Source organism: Treponema bryantii NK4A124 (genome assembly GCF_000421345.1).
GTDB lineage: Bacteria > Spirochaetota > Spirochaetia > Treponematales > Treponemataceae > Treponema_D > Treponema_D bryantii_B.
The window spans coordinates 40,486-57,991 of the sequence record NZ_ATWV01000012.1 but is presented as its reverse complement, the minus strand read 5'-3'; the positions used below and the strand labels follow the sequence as shown (position 1 = coordinate 57,991).

Annotated in this window: 17 protein-coding genes; 10 read left to right on the top strand and 7 right to left on the bottom strand. The window is 41.1% G+C overall.

What is annotated here, in order from left to right:
* The first annotated feature begins 230 nt into the window (after nucleotides 1-230).
* From G626_RS0112100 to G626_RS0112055, 10 genes are all read left to right on the top strand, one after another.
* Nucleotides 231-815 (top strand): MptD family putative ECF transporter S component, encoded by a 585-nt coding sequence (locus tag G626_RS0112100; RefSeq protein WP_022933049.1) that lies wholly within the window; start codon nucleotides 231-233, stop codon nucleotides 813-815.
* Between the two features lie 92 nt (nucleotides 816-907).
* Complete coding sequence (locus tag G626_RS0112095) at nucleotides 908-1,633, top strand: energy-coupling factor transporter transmembrane component T (protein WP_022933048.1); 726 nt, start codon at nucleotides 908-910, stop codon at nucleotides 1,631-1,633.
* Nucleotides 1,633-2,691, top strand: coding sequence for a DMT family transporter (locus tag G626_RS0112090; protein WP_022933047.1), 1,059 nt, complete (start codon nucleotides 1,633-1,635; stop codon nucleotides 2,689-2,691). Before G626_RS0112095 ends, G626_RS0112090 begins: the two co-directional genes overlap by 1 nt.
* Nucleotides 2,684-4,144 (top strand): ABC transporter ATP-binding protein, encoded by a 1,461-nt coding sequence (locus tag G626_RS16585; protein WP_022933046.1) that lies wholly within the window; start codon nucleotides 2,684-2,686, stop codon nucleotides 4,142-4,144. The genes G626_RS0112090 and G626_RS16585 overlap by 8 nt, the downstream gene beginning before the upstream one ends.
* Before the next feature lie 10 nt (nucleotides 4,145-4,154).
* A complete protein-coding gene (locus G626_RS0112080) occupies nucleotides 4,155-4,832 on the top strand; it encodes an energy-coupling factor transporter transmembrane component T (RefSeq protein WP_022933045.1) in 678 nt (225 codons plus the stop codon).
* Nucleotides 4,817-6,277, top strand: a complete 1,461-nt coding sequence (locus tag G626_RS16580; protein ID WP_022933044.1) for an ABC transporter ATP-binding protein — start codon at nucleotides 4,817-4,819, stop codon at nucleotides 6,275-6,277. The genes G626_RS0112080 and G626_RS16580 overlap by 16 nt, the downstream gene beginning before the upstream one ends.
* Nucleotides 6,270-6,875 (top strand): MptD family putative ECF transporter S component, encoded by a 606-nt coding sequence (locus G626_RS16575; RefSeq protein ID WP_022933043.1) that lies wholly within the window; start codon nucleotides 6,270-6,272, stop codon nucleotides 6,873-6,875. Before G626_RS16580 ends, G626_RS16575 begins: the two co-directional genes overlap by 8 nt.
* Nucleotides 6,876-7,007: 132 nt before the next feature.
* Nucleotides 7,008-8,804, top strand: coding sequence for an ABC transporter ATP-binding protein (locus tag G626_RS0112065; RefSeq protein ID WP_022933042.1), 1,797 nt, complete (start codon nucleotides 7,008-7,010; stop codon nucleotides 8,802-8,804).
* Nucleotides 8,797-10,515, top strand: coding sequence for an ABC transporter ATP-binding protein (locus tag G626_RS0112060; protein ID WP_022933041.1), 1,719 nt, complete (start codon nucleotides 8,797-8,799; stop codon nucleotides 10,513-10,515). The genes G626_RS0112065 and G626_RS0112060 overlap by 8 nt, the downstream gene beginning before the upstream one ends.
* 105 nt (nucleotides 10,516-10,620) lie before the next feature.
* On the top strand, nucleotides 10,621-11,253 hold the full coding sequence (locus G626_RS0112055; protein ID WP_022933040.1) for a TetR/AcrR family transcriptional regulator: 633 nt from the start codon (nucleotides 10,621-10,623) through the stop codon (nucleotides 11,251-11,253).
* Between the two features lie 178 nt (nucleotides 11,254-11,431).
* Here G626_RS0112055 and G626_RS16570 read toward each other — a convergent pair whose 3' ends face one another.
* The 7 genes from G626_RS16570 to G626_RS0112020 form a co-directional block, all read right to left on the bottom strand.
* Nucleotides 11,432-12,055, bottom strand: coding sequence for an exonuclease domain-containing protein (locus G626_RS16570; protein WP_022933039.1), 624 nt, complete (start codon nucleotides 12,053-12,055; stop codon nucleotides 11,432-11,434).
* Nucleotides 12,056-12,083: 28 nt separating this feature from the next.
* On the bottom strand, nucleotides 12,084-13,406 hold the full coding sequence (gene xylA, locus G626_RS0112045) for a xylose isomerase (protein ID WP_022933038.1): 1,323 nt from the start codon (nucleotides 13,404-13,406) through the stop codon (nucleotides 12,084-12,086).
* Nucleotides 13,407-13,523: 117 nt separating this feature from the next.
* Entirely contained in the window at nucleotides 13,524-14,135 is a 612-nt protein-coding gene (locus tag G626_RS0112040) for an L-2-amino-thiazoline-4-carboxylic acid hydrolase (protein ID WP_022933037.1), read from the bottom strand.
* Between the two features lie 3 nt (nucleotides 14,136-14,138).
* Complete coding sequence (locus G626_RS0112035) at nucleotides 14,139-14,741, bottom strand: class I SAM-dependent methyltransferase (protein WP_022933036.1); 603 nt, start codon at nucleotides 14,739-14,741, stop codon at nucleotides 14,139-14,141.
* 17 nt (nucleotides 14,742-14,758) lie between these two features.
* On the bottom strand, nucleotides 14,759-15,070 hold the full coding sequence (locus tag G626_RS0112030) for a hypothetical protein (RefSeq protein ID WP_022933035.1): 312 nt from the start codon (nucleotides 15,068-15,070) through the stop codon (nucleotides 14,759-14,761).
* 22 nt (nucleotides 15,071-15,092) lie between these two features.
* Nucleotides 15,093-17,222 (bottom strand): heavy metal translocating P-type ATPase, encoded by a 2,130-nt coding sequence (locus G626_RS0112025; RefSeq protein WP_022933034.1) that lies wholly within the window; start codon nucleotides 17,220-17,222, stop codon nucleotides 15,093-15,095.
* Nucleotides 17,223-17,269: 47 nt separating this feature from the next.
* Complete coding sequence (locus G626_RS0112020) at nucleotides 17,270-17,473, bottom strand: hypothetical protein (protein ID WP_022933033.1); 204 nt, start codon at nucleotides 17,471-17,473, stop codon at nucleotides 17,270-17,272.
* Between the last annotated feature and the right edge of the window lie 33 nt (nucleotides 17,474-17,506).

Here is a 17,506-nt window from a genome sequence, read left to right as displayed (position 1 = left end):
GGTCACTGCGAATGCAAGTGTGCGGGGGCTTGTTAACTTAAATATAACAGTAGCGAGTAAAATTGTCAAATTTATTTAAAAAATTGAATAGTGTCAAAAACACAAGCAAATTTCACCCTTTTTGTAAATAACACAATTTTACAATGAATTGACGAATTATTAATATTTTGTTAGTATACACTAACCTATATTGTTAGTTTTTACTAACTTTATGATAAAAGGAGATTTTTATGGACGATTCAAAAAAGCTTAAAGGTAAAGACCTTATTAACATCGGTATTTTTGCCGCAATTTATTTTGTAGTAATTATGGCTCTTGCAATGCTGGGCTTTATCCCAATCTTCATGCCATCATATTCAATTCTTATGCCTTTGCTCGGCGGTATTCCTTTCATGCTCTTTCTTACAAAAGTAAAAAAGTTCGGCATGGTTTGGATTATGACAATCATTATGGGCCTTCTTATGTGGCTCACAGGAATGTCGTATTACGCTTTTGTAATCGGTATTTTTTCAGGCCTCATTGCAGAATTAATTTTGAAGAAGGGCGAATACAAGAGTGCAAAATGTGCTGTTCTTTGCCACGCAGTTTTCTGCTTCTGGATTGTAAGCAACTATATTCCGCTTTTCTTCTTTGCAGATAAATACTGGTCTACAAGACAGGACTTTGGTCAGGAGTACATTGACGCTCTTACAAAGCTTTTCCCAGTCTGGATGTTCCCGGTTCATATTCTTTTGTGTTTTGTCTTTGGAATTCTTGGTGGTCTTCTTGGCCGTAAGATTTTGAAGAAACATTTCGCTAAGGCCGGAATTGTATAATAAGGAGGGGGAAGCATCCCCCTCGGTGGCACTTCGTTGCCACCTACCCCTTCTAGCGGGGGACACCCCCGCAACACCCCCGGTATAACACTATGGAAATCCTGAAATCATCAAATAAAAAAACACTATTAGATCCAAGAACAAAATTATGTCTGCTGGTCTTTGTTTCAGTTTTCGTTCTTGGAAACGCAGGAGGAAATGCCGCCGCAGAATTCCGTGTAGCCCTAAATTACCTGCCACTTTTACTGCTGCTGGCATCCGGTAAATGGAAACCGGTTTTATTTTCGGTAATCTTTTATTCACTAGCCTATGCTTTTTCCACGCTGCTCATGCCGCACTGCAAAGGCCTTCTAAACTTTCTGATTCTTGCCATGTGCGGAATCGTTCTTCGTTTTATGCCGGGAATCATGACTGGTATGTATGTTGTTTCCACAACCACCGTCAGCGAATTCATAGCCGCCATGGAACGCATGCACGTGAGCCAGAAAATCACAATTCCTCTGGCCGTTATGTTCCGCTTTTTCCCGACAGTCGTAGAAGAGGCCAGCAGCATAAACAAGGCAATGGCTATGCGCGACATCAAGTTCGGCGGCAAAAAGGCCCTGCAAATGATTGAATACCGTCTGATCCCAATGATGACTTGTTCTGTAAAAATTGGGCAGGAGCTGAGCGCAGCTTCGCTTACCCGAGGACTAGGCGGCCCTGACAAGCGAACAAACATCTGCAAACTCGGTTTTGGCTGGTGCGATTATATAACTTTTACCTGTCTTGCTGGCGGACTTGCTTTTGTTATTTTACGCGCCATAGGAATTTTATAATGATTCAATTTATGTATGCTTTTTTAGCAGCAGTTTTTTATGCAATCAATATTCCCTGTTCAAAACTTCTGCTTACAAAAATTCCAGCTGCTTCTATGGCTGGCTTTTTGTATCTGGGAGCAGGAATTGGCATTGGAATTATTTATCTCTTTCAAATAAAAAACAAGGACAAATCAAAAAGTCTTTCAAAATCTGACCTGCCATATACAATCGCCATGATAATCCTTGATATTGCTGCACCAATTTTACTGATGCAAGGAGTAAAAACAGGATCTTCTTCGAGTGCCTCTCTACTTGGCAATTTTGAAATTGTTGCAACTACGATTATTGCTCTGGCCATCTTTAAAGAAAGAGTAAGTTTCAGACTTTGGATTTCGATTATTTTAATTACACTTGCAAGCATAATTCTTTCTTTTGAAAATATATCTTCTCTACAACAAGGATTATTTAATTTTTCTACCGGTTCACTTTTCGTTCTTGGAGCAACTCTTTGTTGGGGACTTGAAAATAACTGCACAAGACGGCTCTCAGAAAAAAGCACTTATCAGATTGTTACGGTAAAGGGGCTTGCCAGTGGAAGCGGAGCACTTATTGTTGCCGCTCTTCTTGGTGATTTTAATTCCGCAAATACAAACATGATTTTTGATAGCCGATACATTCCTTTAGTTCTCCTGCTTGGATTCGTAGCCTATGGTCTTAGTATTTTTACCTATGTCCGTGCGCAAAAGTTTCTTGGGGCAGCGAAGACGAGCGCCTTTTATGCAGTAAATCCTTTTGTGGGTGCTTTATTATCTTTCATTTTGCTTGGTGAAAAATTATCTGCTCAGTATTTTATTGCTCTGACAATTATGATTGCTGGAATTGTTTTTTTGATTTTTGATACTTTATCTCATGCTCACTGCCATCAGCACGAACATGTTTTTACTCATACACATGACGGCACAACTCATACTCATAGAATAATCCATAGCCATGAACATACACATTTAATCTGGAATAAAAATCACTGGCATTTTCATAGTAAAAAAGATTTAGAAAAGGAATCAAAACATGGTTGAATTAAAAAATGTAACATTTGAATATAACTCAGGAGAAGGACTTGAAAGAGGTAGTGCCGGTGGAATTGGCGAAAAGATTTCTAATGGCAGCCTGCGTGGCGTGAATCTATCTGTAACAGAAGGAGAATTTATTCTTCTCACAGGTGGCTCTGGCTGCGGCAAAACTACAATTCTCCGTCTTATAAACGGCCTTATTCCAAACTTTTTCGAAGGCAATCTTGAAGGTTCGGTTACCGTAGACAGCTTTGATGTCAGTCACGCAGAACTTTATGACACAGCAAAAAGCGTCAGCACCGTTTTCCAGAATCCTCGTTCTCAGTTTTTTAATGTTGATACAACAAGCGAGCTTGCCTTTGCCTGCGAAAATCAGGGAATGGAAGAAAGTGAGATTTTGCAGCGAATTGATAAAACCGTTTCAGAACTTCATCTTGAACCTTTGATGAACCGCAGCCTTTTTGATTTAAGCGGCGGCCAGAAACAGAAAATCGCCTGCGCCTCTGTTGCAGTTACAGGAAATAAAATAATCCTTCTTGATGAACCTAGCGCCAATCTTGATTTACGCACAATTGATGAGCTTGCCGGTCTTCTGAAAAAGTGGAAGAGCGAAGGTAAAACCATAATCGTTGCAGAGCACCGAATTTCTTATCTCTGGGACTTAGCAGATAGAACGGTAGTTTTAAAAGACGGGCAGATTGTTCAGGAACTCAGCCGTGCCCAGATGGATAAAATCAGTGAAGAGGAATTACACGCGCTGGGACTGAGAAGTGCAAGACATACTCAAACTAAAAAAAGATTTTCTATTCAAAATGATAACAACAGTCTCACACTTAAAAATTTTAAATATAAATATAGAAATGGTTATCTTGCCCTCAATATTCCTTATCTTGAAATTCCTCGGGGCAAAATCACAGCCATAACCGGAAACAACGGCGATGGTAAAACTACCCTGCTCAACTGCCTCTGCGGTCTTGGCCATCGTTCAAAAGGAACTCTCATCTATAATGGCAAAACTTACAAAGCCAGTCAGCGCCAGAAACTGATTTACTTTGTAATGCAGGACGTTAATCATCAGTTATTTACAGAAAGCGTTTTAGACGAAGTTCTTATCAGCCAGCCGGAAGAAAACGAAGAAGAAGCACGACGCATTCTCGCCTCGCTAGATCTTGAACAATTCACAGACCGCCATCCGCAGTCCCTTTCTGGCGGACAGAAACAGCGAGTAGCGGTAGCCTCTGCCATAGCAAGCGGCCGCGACATCATGCTTTTTGATGAACCAACCAGCGGATTGGACTACACCCACATGCTGCAAATCGGACAAATCCTCCGCAGCCTCAAAGACCAGGGAAAAACTGTAATCGTAGTTACTCACGACCGTGAACTCATCAAAGAATGCTGCGACTGTGAAATCTGTCTACGCGACTTTAATCAGATAAATCCTGTAAATCAGGCATAAGGAGAGATAAATGCCCAAGCTAAAACTAAATCCGATTGTCCTTATCGTTATAAATATTCTCGCTCCTTCAATGTATATCTTTTTGAATGGCAGCTTCTTAAAAATCTATCTTGTAATTTTTGCAACGGTTCTTCTGCTTGCAATGGGCTGTTATAAAATCTTTCTGATAACTGCCCTTGTGTATGCAGGGATGGAAGGAATCATAATGCTTAGCAGTATTTTTCATCCGATAGAATCCTTTGCACTTTTTCTTGTAGTACTGCAGCAGTCGGTACCATGCTTTGGTCTGGTATTTGCACTGATGAAAAAATATTCGTCTGCGGAACTACTTTCCTCACTCGAGACTATGCGTATCCCGCGAACACTGGTTGTAGCAGTTACAATCACTCTGAAATATATTCCAACCTTTGCCCGCGAGTTCAAATATATCCGGGAATCTATGAGACTGCGCGGCATTCCTTTTACCCTGCGTCGTCCTGTAAAAAGCTTTCAGTATTTTGTAGTTCCACAGCTTTTCAGATGTGCCGCTCTTTCAGAAGAAGTTACGGCTGCCGGCCTCGTTAAGGGAATTGATGCGCCTATAAAACGCACTTCCTACTTTGAACAGAAATTCAGATTTACTGATGCTTTGATTCTTGTCCTCTTTATAGCAGGACTCATCGGAGGTTTTGTATGGTACAAAAAATAATGAAAACCGACAAGCTTTCTTTTGAATATAAAGATTCCAGCGAAGGAATTCATGATATCAATTTTGAAATCAACAAAGGCGAAGTGATTCTGCTTACCGGAAACAGCGGCTGCGGAAAATCCACCCTTCTCAGATGTTTGAATGGATTGATTCCTGCAATTACAGAAGGTGAATTGAACGGTCAGCTTTCTATCAATGATAAAAATTACAGCACGCTTAAAATGCATGAGCTTAACCGCGAGATTGGTTCTGTATTCCAGAATCCCCGCTCTCAGTTTTTCACAGACAATACTACAAGCGAGCTTGTTTTCCCTATGGAAAATTACGGCTATTCAAAAGAGCAGATGCAGCAAAAGCTCAGCGACCTTGTAAAAACCTTTGGTCTTGAAAAGCTGATGGACAAAAACATCTTCCTGCTTTCCAGCGGCGAACGCCAGATGGTAGCCCTTGCCTCTGCCCTCACAATGGATCAGCAGGTTGTTCTTTTTGATGAACCTTCTGCAAATCTTGATTATGGAAATGCTATGAAGCTTGGTCAGATTATCAGCTGGCTGAAAGATCGAGGAATTTCTGTAATAGTTGCAGACCACCGTTTTTACTATCTGAACGGAATTATTGACCGTGTTTTCTTTATGGATAAAGAAAAGCTTAATATTTATGACAGCGAAGAGGCCTTCAAAAAAAGCGGTTATGATACCCGCAGTTTTAATATTTTTTCACTGGACCTTCCTTTTGTTGAAAAACTCCCTGATTCAGAAAAATCAGTTTGCGCAAGCATAGAAAATGCAGAGTGGAAAAATATTTTAAAGAATGTAAATCTTCAGTTAAAAAAAGGTGAAGTAACAGTTCTTGTAGGAAACAATGGAGCTGGTAAGACAACACTTGCAAAGCTTTTGTGTAAAAGTATTAAGCCAGATTCAGGCTCTGTAAAGACAAAAGACCTTCCTTTTTTCATTATGCAGGATCCAGATTATCAGCTTTTTGGAACCTCCGCAGAAAACGAACTATCGTTAGTTAGGAAAGATTCTGCAAAAATAAATGAAACCCTGGAATATCTTGGGCTTGCAGAATACAAAGACGCTCATCCATTCGAACTAAGTGGCGGGCAAAAACAGCGACTTCAGATTGGTATGGCAATGCTCTGTGACCGCCAGCTGGTTATTTTTGATGAACCTACAAGCGGCCTTGATGTTGCTTCCATGCAGAAGGTTTCAAAAGAAGTTATAAGTCTTCGTCAAAATGCTGGAATTCTTGTAATTTCTCATGACTATGAATTTATCCGCCATGTTGCAGACAGAATTGTCTTTCTGAATGACGGAAAAATAGAAAAGGATTTTATTTTATCTTCCCAGACTCTCGGGGAGCTGAATGAAATCTTTGACTTTATGCAAAAAAAGTCGGCAGGTGCTGACAGTATTATAAAAAAGGAGCGTAACTATGCGTAAACTCAAAATCAAAGATGTAGTAATGACCGCCTTGCTGACGGCATTGTATATGGTTTTCTACATGCTTGCCAGCTGTGTCACCATGGTGCTCGGGCAATTCGGACATGCAATCAGTCCTGGAATCTGCGGATTTCTAACCGGAGCTGTAATGTTTTTTGTAACCCGCAAGGTTGGTAAATTTTTCCAGTTTACAATCATGCAGGCAATCTGCATGTTGATTTTCTCAATCATGGGAGCCGGATATCTGCCATGGTTCATTACTTCAATGGTAGGAGCAATTATTGCAGACTTCATTGCTTCCCGCGAAGAGAAACCTGCTGTTTGGAAGGTAGCTCTTGCTTCAGGAATTTTCCATGTAGGACAAGCCTGGGGAACAATGGTTCCAAGCTGGTTCTTCCTCGAAAGCTATAAAGCTGAATGGATTGGCCGCGGCCAGACACCAGAGGCTATGGATCAGATGATTCGCTTTACTTCCGGCTTTATGGGAATAGTTTCTACCCTCATCGTTTTTGCACTGGCCTTTGCCGGAGTATTCCTCGGCTGGCTGATTTTAAGAAAACACCTAAAAGAAAATAAAAAAGTAGAACCAAATACATAATATACCTCCTTGAATTTTGCCTGGTACGAAAGTATCAGGCTTTTCAAGAGATATATTGAAACACTGTTTCAAACATACGGTGGTTGAGTAGGCCAGAGGCCGTATCGAAACCACCTTTTTCAGGAGTAAAAAATGAAACAAAAATCCAACCTGCCCTTTTTGATTCGTTCAATGGGGCCCTTCAAAATCACAATGGTATTCAGCATTATTTTTGCAGCCTTTTCTGCTGTGGAAAATATTTATGCTTACACCTACGTTTACAAGATTGCACAGGAACTGATTCTGAATGCGGGCAATATAAAAGCCGTAAATGCCGGCCTGCTTGCTGAATATGGCAAGGGCATCGTTTTTGCAGTTTGTGCAGCTTATGGTCTTTACGGCATTTCCCTGCTTTTTTCTCACATCACAGCCTTTAACACGGTAATGCGTCTTAAGCGGAAGATGATAAATCATATTGGAGCTTTGCCGGGCGGCTTTCATGATTCTAACCCTAGCGGAAGTCTTCGTAAGCTTATCGAAAAAAATACAGACGCAACCGAAACTATGATGGCTCATCAGATTCCAAACACCACAATGTCAATTGTTCTTCCGATTGCTTTTGTTGTTTTTATGTTCCGTTACAGCGTTCTGCTTTCAGTGGCCTGTCTTATTCCGGTAATCATCGGCTTTGTACTTTTGATGGCAATTATGATGGGAAACGGCGGTGAGTTCGTTCATAAATATCAGCAGGCTTCAAAGGATATGTCCAACGCGGCTGTTGAATATGTTCGCGGCATTCCAGTTATGAAAACATTCGGGCAGACAGCGGATTCTTTTTCCCGCTACAAAAATGCGGTCAACGGCTTTTGTGATTATGTTTACAAATTTGCAATTTCCATGATGACGGCTGACAGTCTTTACAACACTGCAATCAACAGTGTTTTTTATGCCCTGGTTCCTACCGCCGTCTTCCTTTTCAATAAGGGCGGAAATACAATGAACCTTATCTGCTCCTTTGTTTTCTTTGCTTCGATTATTCCAATGGAAGTTACGATTCTAAAACGCATTATGGGAAACTCTTCTGAATCGATTATTGTTGATGAAGCCATGGAAAGTCTTAAAAAGATTTTAGATGAAAAGCCAATGGAATACAGGGGAAATGCAAAGCCTGCAAACTTCACTTTTAATTTTAAGGATGTAAGCTTCCGCTATGCAGAAAATCTTCCTCTGGCACTTGATGGAATTAACCTTGAGATTCCTGAAGGAAAAACTACAGCTCTAGTGGGAATGTCCGGCGGCGGAAAAAGTACTATTGCTTCTCTGGCGGCCCGCCTGCGCGATGTCACTCAGGGGGAAGTGCTTCTGGGTGGAGTAAACATTAAGGATATCAGCGAAAAAGATTTGAATGATTATATCAGCATTGTCTTTCAGGAAAACAGTCTTTTGAAAATGACTATTGCAGAAAATGTTGCCCTGTATAAGCCGGATGCCAGCCGCGACGAAATTTTACGTGCCCTGCACCTGGCCCAGTGCGATGACATTCTTGAAAAGCTCCCGGATGGAATTGATACCATGTTCGGCTCAAAGGGAGTTTATCTTTCGGGCGGTGAAATTCAGCGAATTGCGATTGCCCGTGCCATCCTTAAGGATTCTCCTGTAATCATTCTTGATGAAGCAACAGCCTTTGCAGATGCAGAAAATGAATATCTGATTAGAAAATCCTTTGAAGAGCTTTTGAAAAACAAAACGGTAATTATGATTGCCCACCGAATGTCTACCGTCCGCAATGCAGACAAAATCTGCGTTATTGAAAACGGCCGGATTATTGAAGAAGGAAATCATGACAGCCTTATGAAACTGAAAGGAAAATATAAAAACATGGTCAGCGAATATTCAAAAGCAGTCAGCTGGAAAATCGGAAAAGAGAAAAAGGAGGAAGTTCATGCTTAGTATATTAAAAACTCTTACAAAAAATGGCCGCCGTGCAATTTATAAATCTTCTGTCTGGCTTGCAATTTTTCAGATTGTGGCGATGCTGCCTTTGATTTTGATTTATCAGACAATCAGCAAAATGTTTGCGGCCGGTACCAGCGGAAATAAAATTGATTTTTCTTATCTTGTAATTTTTGGAATTGGAACGCTTCTTGTTCTTGCCCTGTATTTTGCCTATAGAAAAATGTACAAGGAAAAATATCTTTCTGCTTCAAAAGAAAACCTCACTTTAAGAATGGGAGTGGCCGACAAGCTTCGCCGCCTGCCGGAAAGCTTTCTTTCCAAGCATGATTTGAGCGACCTCACTTCTACAATTATGGATGATATCGGAATTATTGAAGGTATTCTTGCAAATCAGCTGACAGAATTTATCGGCGGTTTTATTGGAATTGGGGTAACTGTAGCTGTCCTCTTTTTTGTGAATGTAAAGATGACGCTTGCTTTGTTTTCCGTGCTTCCTCTGGCTGCTCTTGCAATGTCTCTTTGTGATCCTATTTCCGGTAAAACTCACCAGAAAAACCGTAACATGAAGCTTGCAATTACAGACGGCATTCAGGAATATCTGGAAAACATTAAGGTTCTTAAGGCCTCGGGAAACATAGCAAAATATCAGAAGGGGCTTGAAAAAAAGATGAAGCGTCTTGTTCCACATCTTGTCCTCTTCGAGTTTCTTTCGGGCTTGAGCGTTTCAACTGCTTATAACGTTCTCAGAATGGGAATTGGAGTAGTTGCGATTGTAGGTGCCCGCCTGCTTGTCAGAGGAGAAATTACGGCTGCCGTTTATATTGTGTTCATGCTCTTTTCTGTCTGGGTATACGAGCCCCTTTCTTATACCTGCGAGCATCTTGGAGCGGTAATTGCTTCTAAGGTGGCTTCCAGAAGAATTAAAAATATCAGAGACTATCCGGAGCAGTCTGGTTCGGCTGATATTGAAGCAAAGAATTATGATATTGAGTTTAAGAATGTAAGCTTTGCTTATAATAAAAATGATAAGCCGGTTCTTCAGAATGTTTCTTTTACTGCAAAGCAGGGAGAGTACACAGCCCTCGTTGGTGCTTCGGGAAGTGGTAAATCTACAATCTGCCGTCTTGCAGCCCGCTTCTGGGATAACGATTCCGGCGATATTTTAGCAGGCGGTCAGAATATAAAAAATGTCGCACCGGAAAATCTTTTTAAGTTATTTTCAATTGTATTCCAGGATGTTACTCTTTTTAATGATACAATTTACAATAACATTTTGATTGGAAATAAAAATGCCAGCCGCGAGGAAGTTTTGAAAGCCGCAGAAATGGCTCAGTGTATGCCATTTATCGAAAAGTTGCCGGACGGAATTGATACAGTGCTTGGAGAAAACGGACACACCTTGAGTGGTGGTGAACGTCAGAGGCTTTCAATTGCAAGAGCCTTGCTTAAAGATGCGCCTATTGTATTATTAGACGAAAGCACTGCTTCAATTGACCCTGAAACAGAAACAAAGATTCAGAATGCAATTGAAAAACTAACTAACGGTCGTACGGTTTTGATGATTGCGCACCGCTTGCGCTCAATAGTAAACTGTGACAGAATCATTGTGCTGGACCAGGGAAGAGTTGTCGGTAACGGCACTCATAATGAACTGATGAAAAACTGCGAAGTTTATAAGAAGTTGTATACATTGCAGAATGAATAAGCTGGGGGCGTTACGGGGGCGAAGCCCCCGTAGAGAGGGTAGCGGAAAACGCCGAAGGCGTTTGAAGCGAGGGGGAGACTTCCCCCTCCTCTAATAGGAGAAAAAATGCCACAAAGAATTATTGGAGTTACAAAAAAACTGATAGAAACCGCGAGCCGAGAGTTCCTAAAAAACGGCTTCGAAAACTCTTCCGTCCGCACAATCGCCCAAAAAGCCCAGACTTCTCCGCGTGCCATTTACACCCGCTTCGAAAATAAGGAAGCTCTCTTCGAAGCGATAATCAATCCCGCCTACTCAGATTTTATGGAGCTCTTCAAAAATGACAAAATAATTTACTGGGAAAACGCAGAAAAAGGCAGTCTCCCCGAAAAGCCGGAAGACTACTACATAAAATATCTGGACTTTGCCTATAAGCACAAAAAACAATTCCAGCTTCTGCTTACCTGCGCAAAAGGCAGTCGCTTTGAAAGCTTTACAGAAAAGCTTGCCCAGCTGGATCTTGATTTCCTGCAGACTTACCTGCCCCGCGTTCTAAGTAATCAGAAAGATTTTTCAACTGATTTGCTTAAAAACTGGTGCATCAGCGACTCTTCCCGCAAACTCTTTTTCGAAAGCATAACTTATTCTTTTTACCAGAATCTTTTCATTCCTTTTATCAAAGAAATGACTTTTGAAGATGCTAAGGATTATATAATCAAGCTTACACAATTCTATTCTGCGGGAATTTCAAAAATGTGATAAATTTTTACCAACCTACTTGACTTATAGTTAATAATATCGTATTCTATATTTGTTAGTTGCCACTAACAAATATGTCATGTTTTTTTTACACTTTTTGCTCTTATAAATTTAATAAAGTTTGTTGTTAATCTACTTAAAGAGCCGTTCAGCCCGCTTAGTGAACGGCTCTTTTCTTTTATATTTTATCGAGCTTTAATCCGCACTTTTTAAGGAGCTCTTCAACTGTGCGGCAGGCTGTTTTCTGTGCAGCCAGATTTACAATAAGGCCGCAGGTTCTTGAATCTTCCAGTGCATCGTGAGCAAGGTATTCTATTCCGAATTTCTGCCCAAGAAAAGTTAAAGCGTGCTTTTCAAACTCGGGCCAGACTTTTTTAGAAAGCTGCAGTGAACAAAAATAATTGTAGCCAGGCAGCTTATGGTGATAATAATTGCAGGCATCCCAGATTACACTCATATCAAATTTTGCATTATGAGCTACCAGAGGAAGGCCCGGTGTCTTTTCAATAAATGGGATAATTTTTCCATCCCAGACTTCAGGAAACTTCGGACTGTCTTTTACATCAGCATAAGTAAGATGATGAACTTTATCTATCCATTCCTGAACAAAATAATCGGTAGGAGGACAAATACGTTCATAGATATTATCAGTTTCTTTACCGTTTACATAACGAACCAGACCAACGGAAATTGCGCTACTCCCATATTGATTGGCAGTTTCAAAATCTATGGCAATATAGTCCAGGCTTTTTTCCTGCTCCGGTTCATCATCAAACAAAGAAAGTTGAAAACTATCAGACATATTTGTCCCCCTGTTTTAATCCAGATATTTATCCGCGAAAGAGGATGTTGTTTACAACTCCTTCGAGGTATTCCTCGCGGCCTGAACCTGGATCTGATGGCTTTTTCATTTCTGCGGCACGGGCAGCAAGCTCTTCTAGAGTTGTCTGCTTGTCGCGAATCTTCTTACCAATTCCGCTTTCAAAGCTTGAATACTTTTCTTTGATAAAGCCGTCAATTCTTCCGTCCTCAATAATTTCTGCAGCCTTAATAAGACCAAGAGCAAAAGTATCCATTCCCATGATGTAAGCGTGGAACATATCTTCGAAAGTATTTGAAGGACGGCGGTTTTTTGAGTCGAAGTTGAAACCGCCTGTAAGACCACCGGCCTTGAGAACTTCGTACATAGCCAAAGTTGCATCATAAACATTCCAAGGGAAATTATCTGTATCCCAGCCAAGAATTGGATTTCCCTGGTTTGCATCTACAGAACCAAGCATTCCGTTAATGCGGCTGATACAAAGCTCGTGCTGGAAAGTATGATTTGCTAGGCTTGCGTGGTTTGCTTCGATATTCATTTTAAAATCTTTATCAAGACCATACTGACGGAGGAAGCCGATTGCAGTTGCAGCATCAAAATCATACTGATGGCTCATAGGCTCCTTTGGCTTAGGCTCGATGTAGAAGTCCCCCTTGAAGCCGATTGAGCGGCCATAATCAACAGCCATGTGCATAAGGTTTGCAATATTTTCCTGTTCAAGCTTTACGTCTGTATTGAGAAGAGTTTCGTAGCCTTCGCGGCCACCCCAGAATACATAACCGCGGCCACCAAGCTTTACAGTAATCTCAAGCGCTTTTTTTACCTGAGCAGCAGCAAAGCAGTAAACGTCAGCAGAGTTTGTTGAGCCTGCACCGTTCATAAAGCGAGGATTACCGAACATGTTTGCTGTACCCCAGAGACACTTAATGTCGGTACCCTTTGTCTTTTCCAGGATGTAGTCTGAAATCTCGTCCAGTCGTTTGTTAGTTACATTGATGTCGTTCGGATCTTCCGGAACCAGGTCAACATCGTGCCAGCAGTAGTATTTGATTCCGAGCTTTTTCATAAACTCGATACCTGCATCTACCTTTGCCTTTGCGTGCTCCATAGTTCCCGGAGTCTGGCCGAAAGACTTATCGGCAGTTCCAGAACCGAACATATCAACACCATTTGCGCCAAGGTTATGCCACCAGGCCATTGCAAAAGGAAGATGTTCGCTCATCTTTTTGCCCATGATTGTTAATTCAGGATTGTAATACTTGAATGCCCATGGATTTTTGCTATCTTTTCCTTCAAATTTAATTTGAGGGATGTTCTTAAAAAACTCGCTCATTTTGAGCCTCCTATTTTTTTTATTTTGTTAGTTTTCCCTAACATTCTATTTGTTAGTATACACTAACTTTCTAAAATAAGGAATAGCTCATTATGCTTGAAGTAATTATCTACAATTTTATTTCTTAATAATTTCCATCTTGAAATCGCAGCAGTCACCACCGGTTCCGAGAGTTTTTGTTCTTGTGAATTTTAAGCCAGGTAACTTTCCGTATGTGTAAATATCATTATTGCAGAAAAGTTGTGTAAGCTCCGGACAGCCAAGCTCTGTAAGATATTTGTTATATGGGCACTGAGTGATATCCATGCGGAACTCACCTTTCGGGCAATCATAAAATATATTCTTAAAACCAGCTGTTTCACCAAACATTTTCCGACTTAAGGAATCCCACATTTTCAAAAAGAACTTTTTAAAACCGGGAATTCTTGTCATTTTAGCAAGGCTTTCCCCAGTTTTCATAGATTTTTCTTTCATTGAATTTTTCATGATTTCAAAGGCTTTATCTGGCGCTTCTTCCTTAAGCGAAAGGTAAATTGCAGCGGAAGGAAAAATAAAACTGTCTGTGTGGGGTGCAACACCTTTGGGAAGCTCTCCATAACTTGTGAAAATGGCATCAAGTTTTTCCTTAGACTTTTGCCAGACTCTTGCAGTCTTGTTACCAGGAATCTCTTTTTCGATTTCATTTTTCAGGAAGGTCTTACTTTCCAGTATTTTTTCTGCTTTTGTCATTTTTTATTTCCTCACACATTCTGCATAAAATAAATCTATTCGTCCAGGAACAATTTCACTTGCGGTGATTTTCCAGCCCTTGCTTTCGATGAAAGTTTTGAATTCTTCGGCAGTCCACTGGTGGGCAAAATGTATTCCAACAAGTTTTAAGATCTTTGCCCAGAGATTTTCTTTTTTCTCTGCTGAACGGTGAATAAAGGTCGGGCAAATAAGAAGTCCGCCGTCTACCAGCACACGGTCAATTTCAGATAAAACCTTTTCCGGATTCGGAACTACGTGAAGGGCATTCGCTATAATCACAACGTCAAAAAACTTATCTTCATAATGCAGGTCGCTGGCATCGGCAATTTCAAAAACGACGTTAGAAGGAACATTCCCTTTCTTTGCCTGCTCTATCATCTCCGGAGAAAAGTCTGTTGCAGTAATTCTTTCTGCGGACCAGGCTACATGCTTTGCGATAAGTCCCGGCCCGGTTGCAAGCTCAAGAACCTTTTTACCCATCACAGCATCTGCAATATGCTTATACATATAATCATAAATATTTTTCTGCGACTTCATTGCCAGAGAATAAACAGGTGCAAATCTATCCCAAATTGTTTTATTCATTGTTATCTTCCTTGTTATTAACTTTGTATTTTTTCAACTTGTGATTTTATTTCCGCAATTCCTTCTAGAATAATACTTTTTTTATTTGGCCTATAAAAGCGGATTTTGGGTTCTATTTTTAGAAGAAGAGGCAGAAGCGGCTGAAGTGAGTCGGGATTTACTTTGTTTGCGGGATAGAGGGCCAATATACTCGCCGTACTTTCCTTATAAGTGATTTCCGCCTGTGGACAAATAAGCTGCACAACTTCGAGGGCAGCATTTCTTATTTCTGTGTCTCGAAGAATGGGATCTCGAAAGCGAAGGCGACCGGGGAAATAATTATAAGTCATAACTCAGTTCATCTCCGTAAGGTCATTTCGACAAGCTCAATGACCGGTTATCCAGCACCGGCTTCATGGCATTTACGCTGAAGGCAACGGTTGAAGCGTTATGCAGAATTGCGGCCACAGAAGGTGATATGATTCCAAATAGGCCCAGCAGCATAAAGCTTGTGTTTACCGCAACTATGCCACGATTATTTGTGTCAATTTTTTCGATGAGCCTTGTGCCAAGGAGTCGGGTTTTATACAAGCCCTCAAGACCGTCCTCACTGGAAAGGATTATATCTGCCGTTTCGCCGGTAATATCTGCACAGTCTCCCATGGCAATTCCTGTGTCGGCAGCGGCTAAGGCCGGAGCATCATTTATACCATCACCAATCATGATTACCTTGTGACCGAGACATTTTTGTTCTTCTATGTATTTGAATTTATCTTCCGGCAAAGCACGCGAAATGTAGTGATCTATCTTTGTGATTTTTGCGGCATTGCAGGCGGCTCCTTCGTCATCGCCGGTAATCATTACACAATTTCGCACTCCACTTTGATGAAGTTTTTTGATAATTGCCGGGGCATTTTTTCTAACCGGATCATTTATTGCAAAAATACCAATCAATTCTTTTTCTTCTGCAAGATACAAAAGTGATTCGCCGTTTGCAATTGCTTCTTTCTGGATATTTTCAAGCCCAGCCGGCTCTTTTACTTTTTCATCATCAAAAATAAAGTGACGACTACCGATAGTTAGTTTCTTATCATGTAATTTTGTAGCAATTCCGTGAGCAACAATGTATTCAACCTTTGCATGCTCTTCCGGATGAAGGAGTCCACGCTCAGCCGCCGCATGCACAACTGCCGTCGCAATCGGATGAGCAAAGTGTTCTTCAAGACAAGCTGCAAGCGCAAGTACTTCCTCTTCTGTACGTCCCCCAAAAGCCATTATGCGGGCCAGCTGAGGAGTTGCTGCCGTCAGAGTTCCAGTCTTATCAAAAACAACTGTATCTGCCAGAGAGGCTTCTTCCAGGAACTTTCCGCCCTTTACGATTATTCCGTTTTCTGCTGCTTCCTTCATTGCGCTCAAAACTGCAATCGGAGAAGCAAGCTTCATGGCACAGGAATAGTCTACCATAAGGGTTGCCATCACCTTTGTCATATTGCCGGTTGCAAGGAAAACTGCAAGAGAAAGCAGAAAGTTATATTTTACAAGTGAATCAGCCAGATGCTCCGAACGCACCTGAGAGGAAACCTTGAGTGACTGCGAATTATCTATCATTGTCAGAATGTTCTGAACCTTTGTCTGACTTCCGGTAGCACGAACTTCAATAAAAAGTTCCCCTTCCTGAACCACAGTGCCGGCAAAAACAGAAGTGCCCTCACGTTTTTCTACAGCAAGAGGCTCTCCTGTAATAGAAGCCTGATTTACAAGCCCTTCCCCGCGAACAACCTCACCATCCACAGGAATTATACTGCCGGTGCGAACGGCGACCAAATCACCTTTTTTCACAAAAGAAAGCGGAACTGTTTTTTCTACAGTTTCACCTTTTTCATTTTTAGTAACCAGCTGCACCTGATCATTCTGGGAAAGCAGGCGATTGGCAAGATCTGAATAAGATTTCTTTTTTGTAAACTCTTCTATTGTGTCTCCGATGTTCAGCAGGAAATTGATATTTGAAGCAGTTTTTGTATCTCCGGTAATAAGTGCCATGGAAATTGCCGCAGCATCCAGCACTTCAGACTTAAAGATATTACCTGTCGCTACCTGCTTAACTCCCTTCAAAATGCGAGGGCCAAGCGACCAGACTCGTAATGCAAGTCTAACCGGTAGCGGCAAAATCTGTTTAAAGTAATGCCAGGCTGTCATGCAGGCAAGATCAAAAAGAAGACTTTCTTCTTCCTGAGGCTCTTCAACGGCATCAAGCATTTCCTGATTTTTCAGATACTTATCAGAAAGTGCCATAAAATAGGCACGGATATGTTTTTCGGTTAATTGTTTTGTGTCGTAATAAATGAGGAAGGAAGCAGTTGTATAGTTCACAGAAACATCTGTCATTCCTTCCTGAACAGAAAGCAGACTGTGGGCAAGGGCAGCCTGTCGCTTAGAAATTTTTGATTTATCATAGCGGATTCGGATCCGCCCTGGAATTGAGTGCCTTATAATGAAATCCATATTACACTTCTTTGAAAAGATTGTCGGGTCAAGCCCGACAATGACAACTAGGCCTTTGCGTCCTGCTCGGCCTTTACATCCTCGGCATCTTCTTTAATTGTTTCAAAGTATTCTTTAGCATCATCTTTGAGCTGAAGTCCGCCTGCAACAACCTTGGCACAGCCTTTTCTGAAGGTATCTGTCTTAATCAATGCAGCAGCTGCAAGACCTGCAACCACTCCCCAAAGAAATTTCTTACTTCCGTCTGTCATATCAGGCTCCTATAGTTTTATTAGTTTATACTA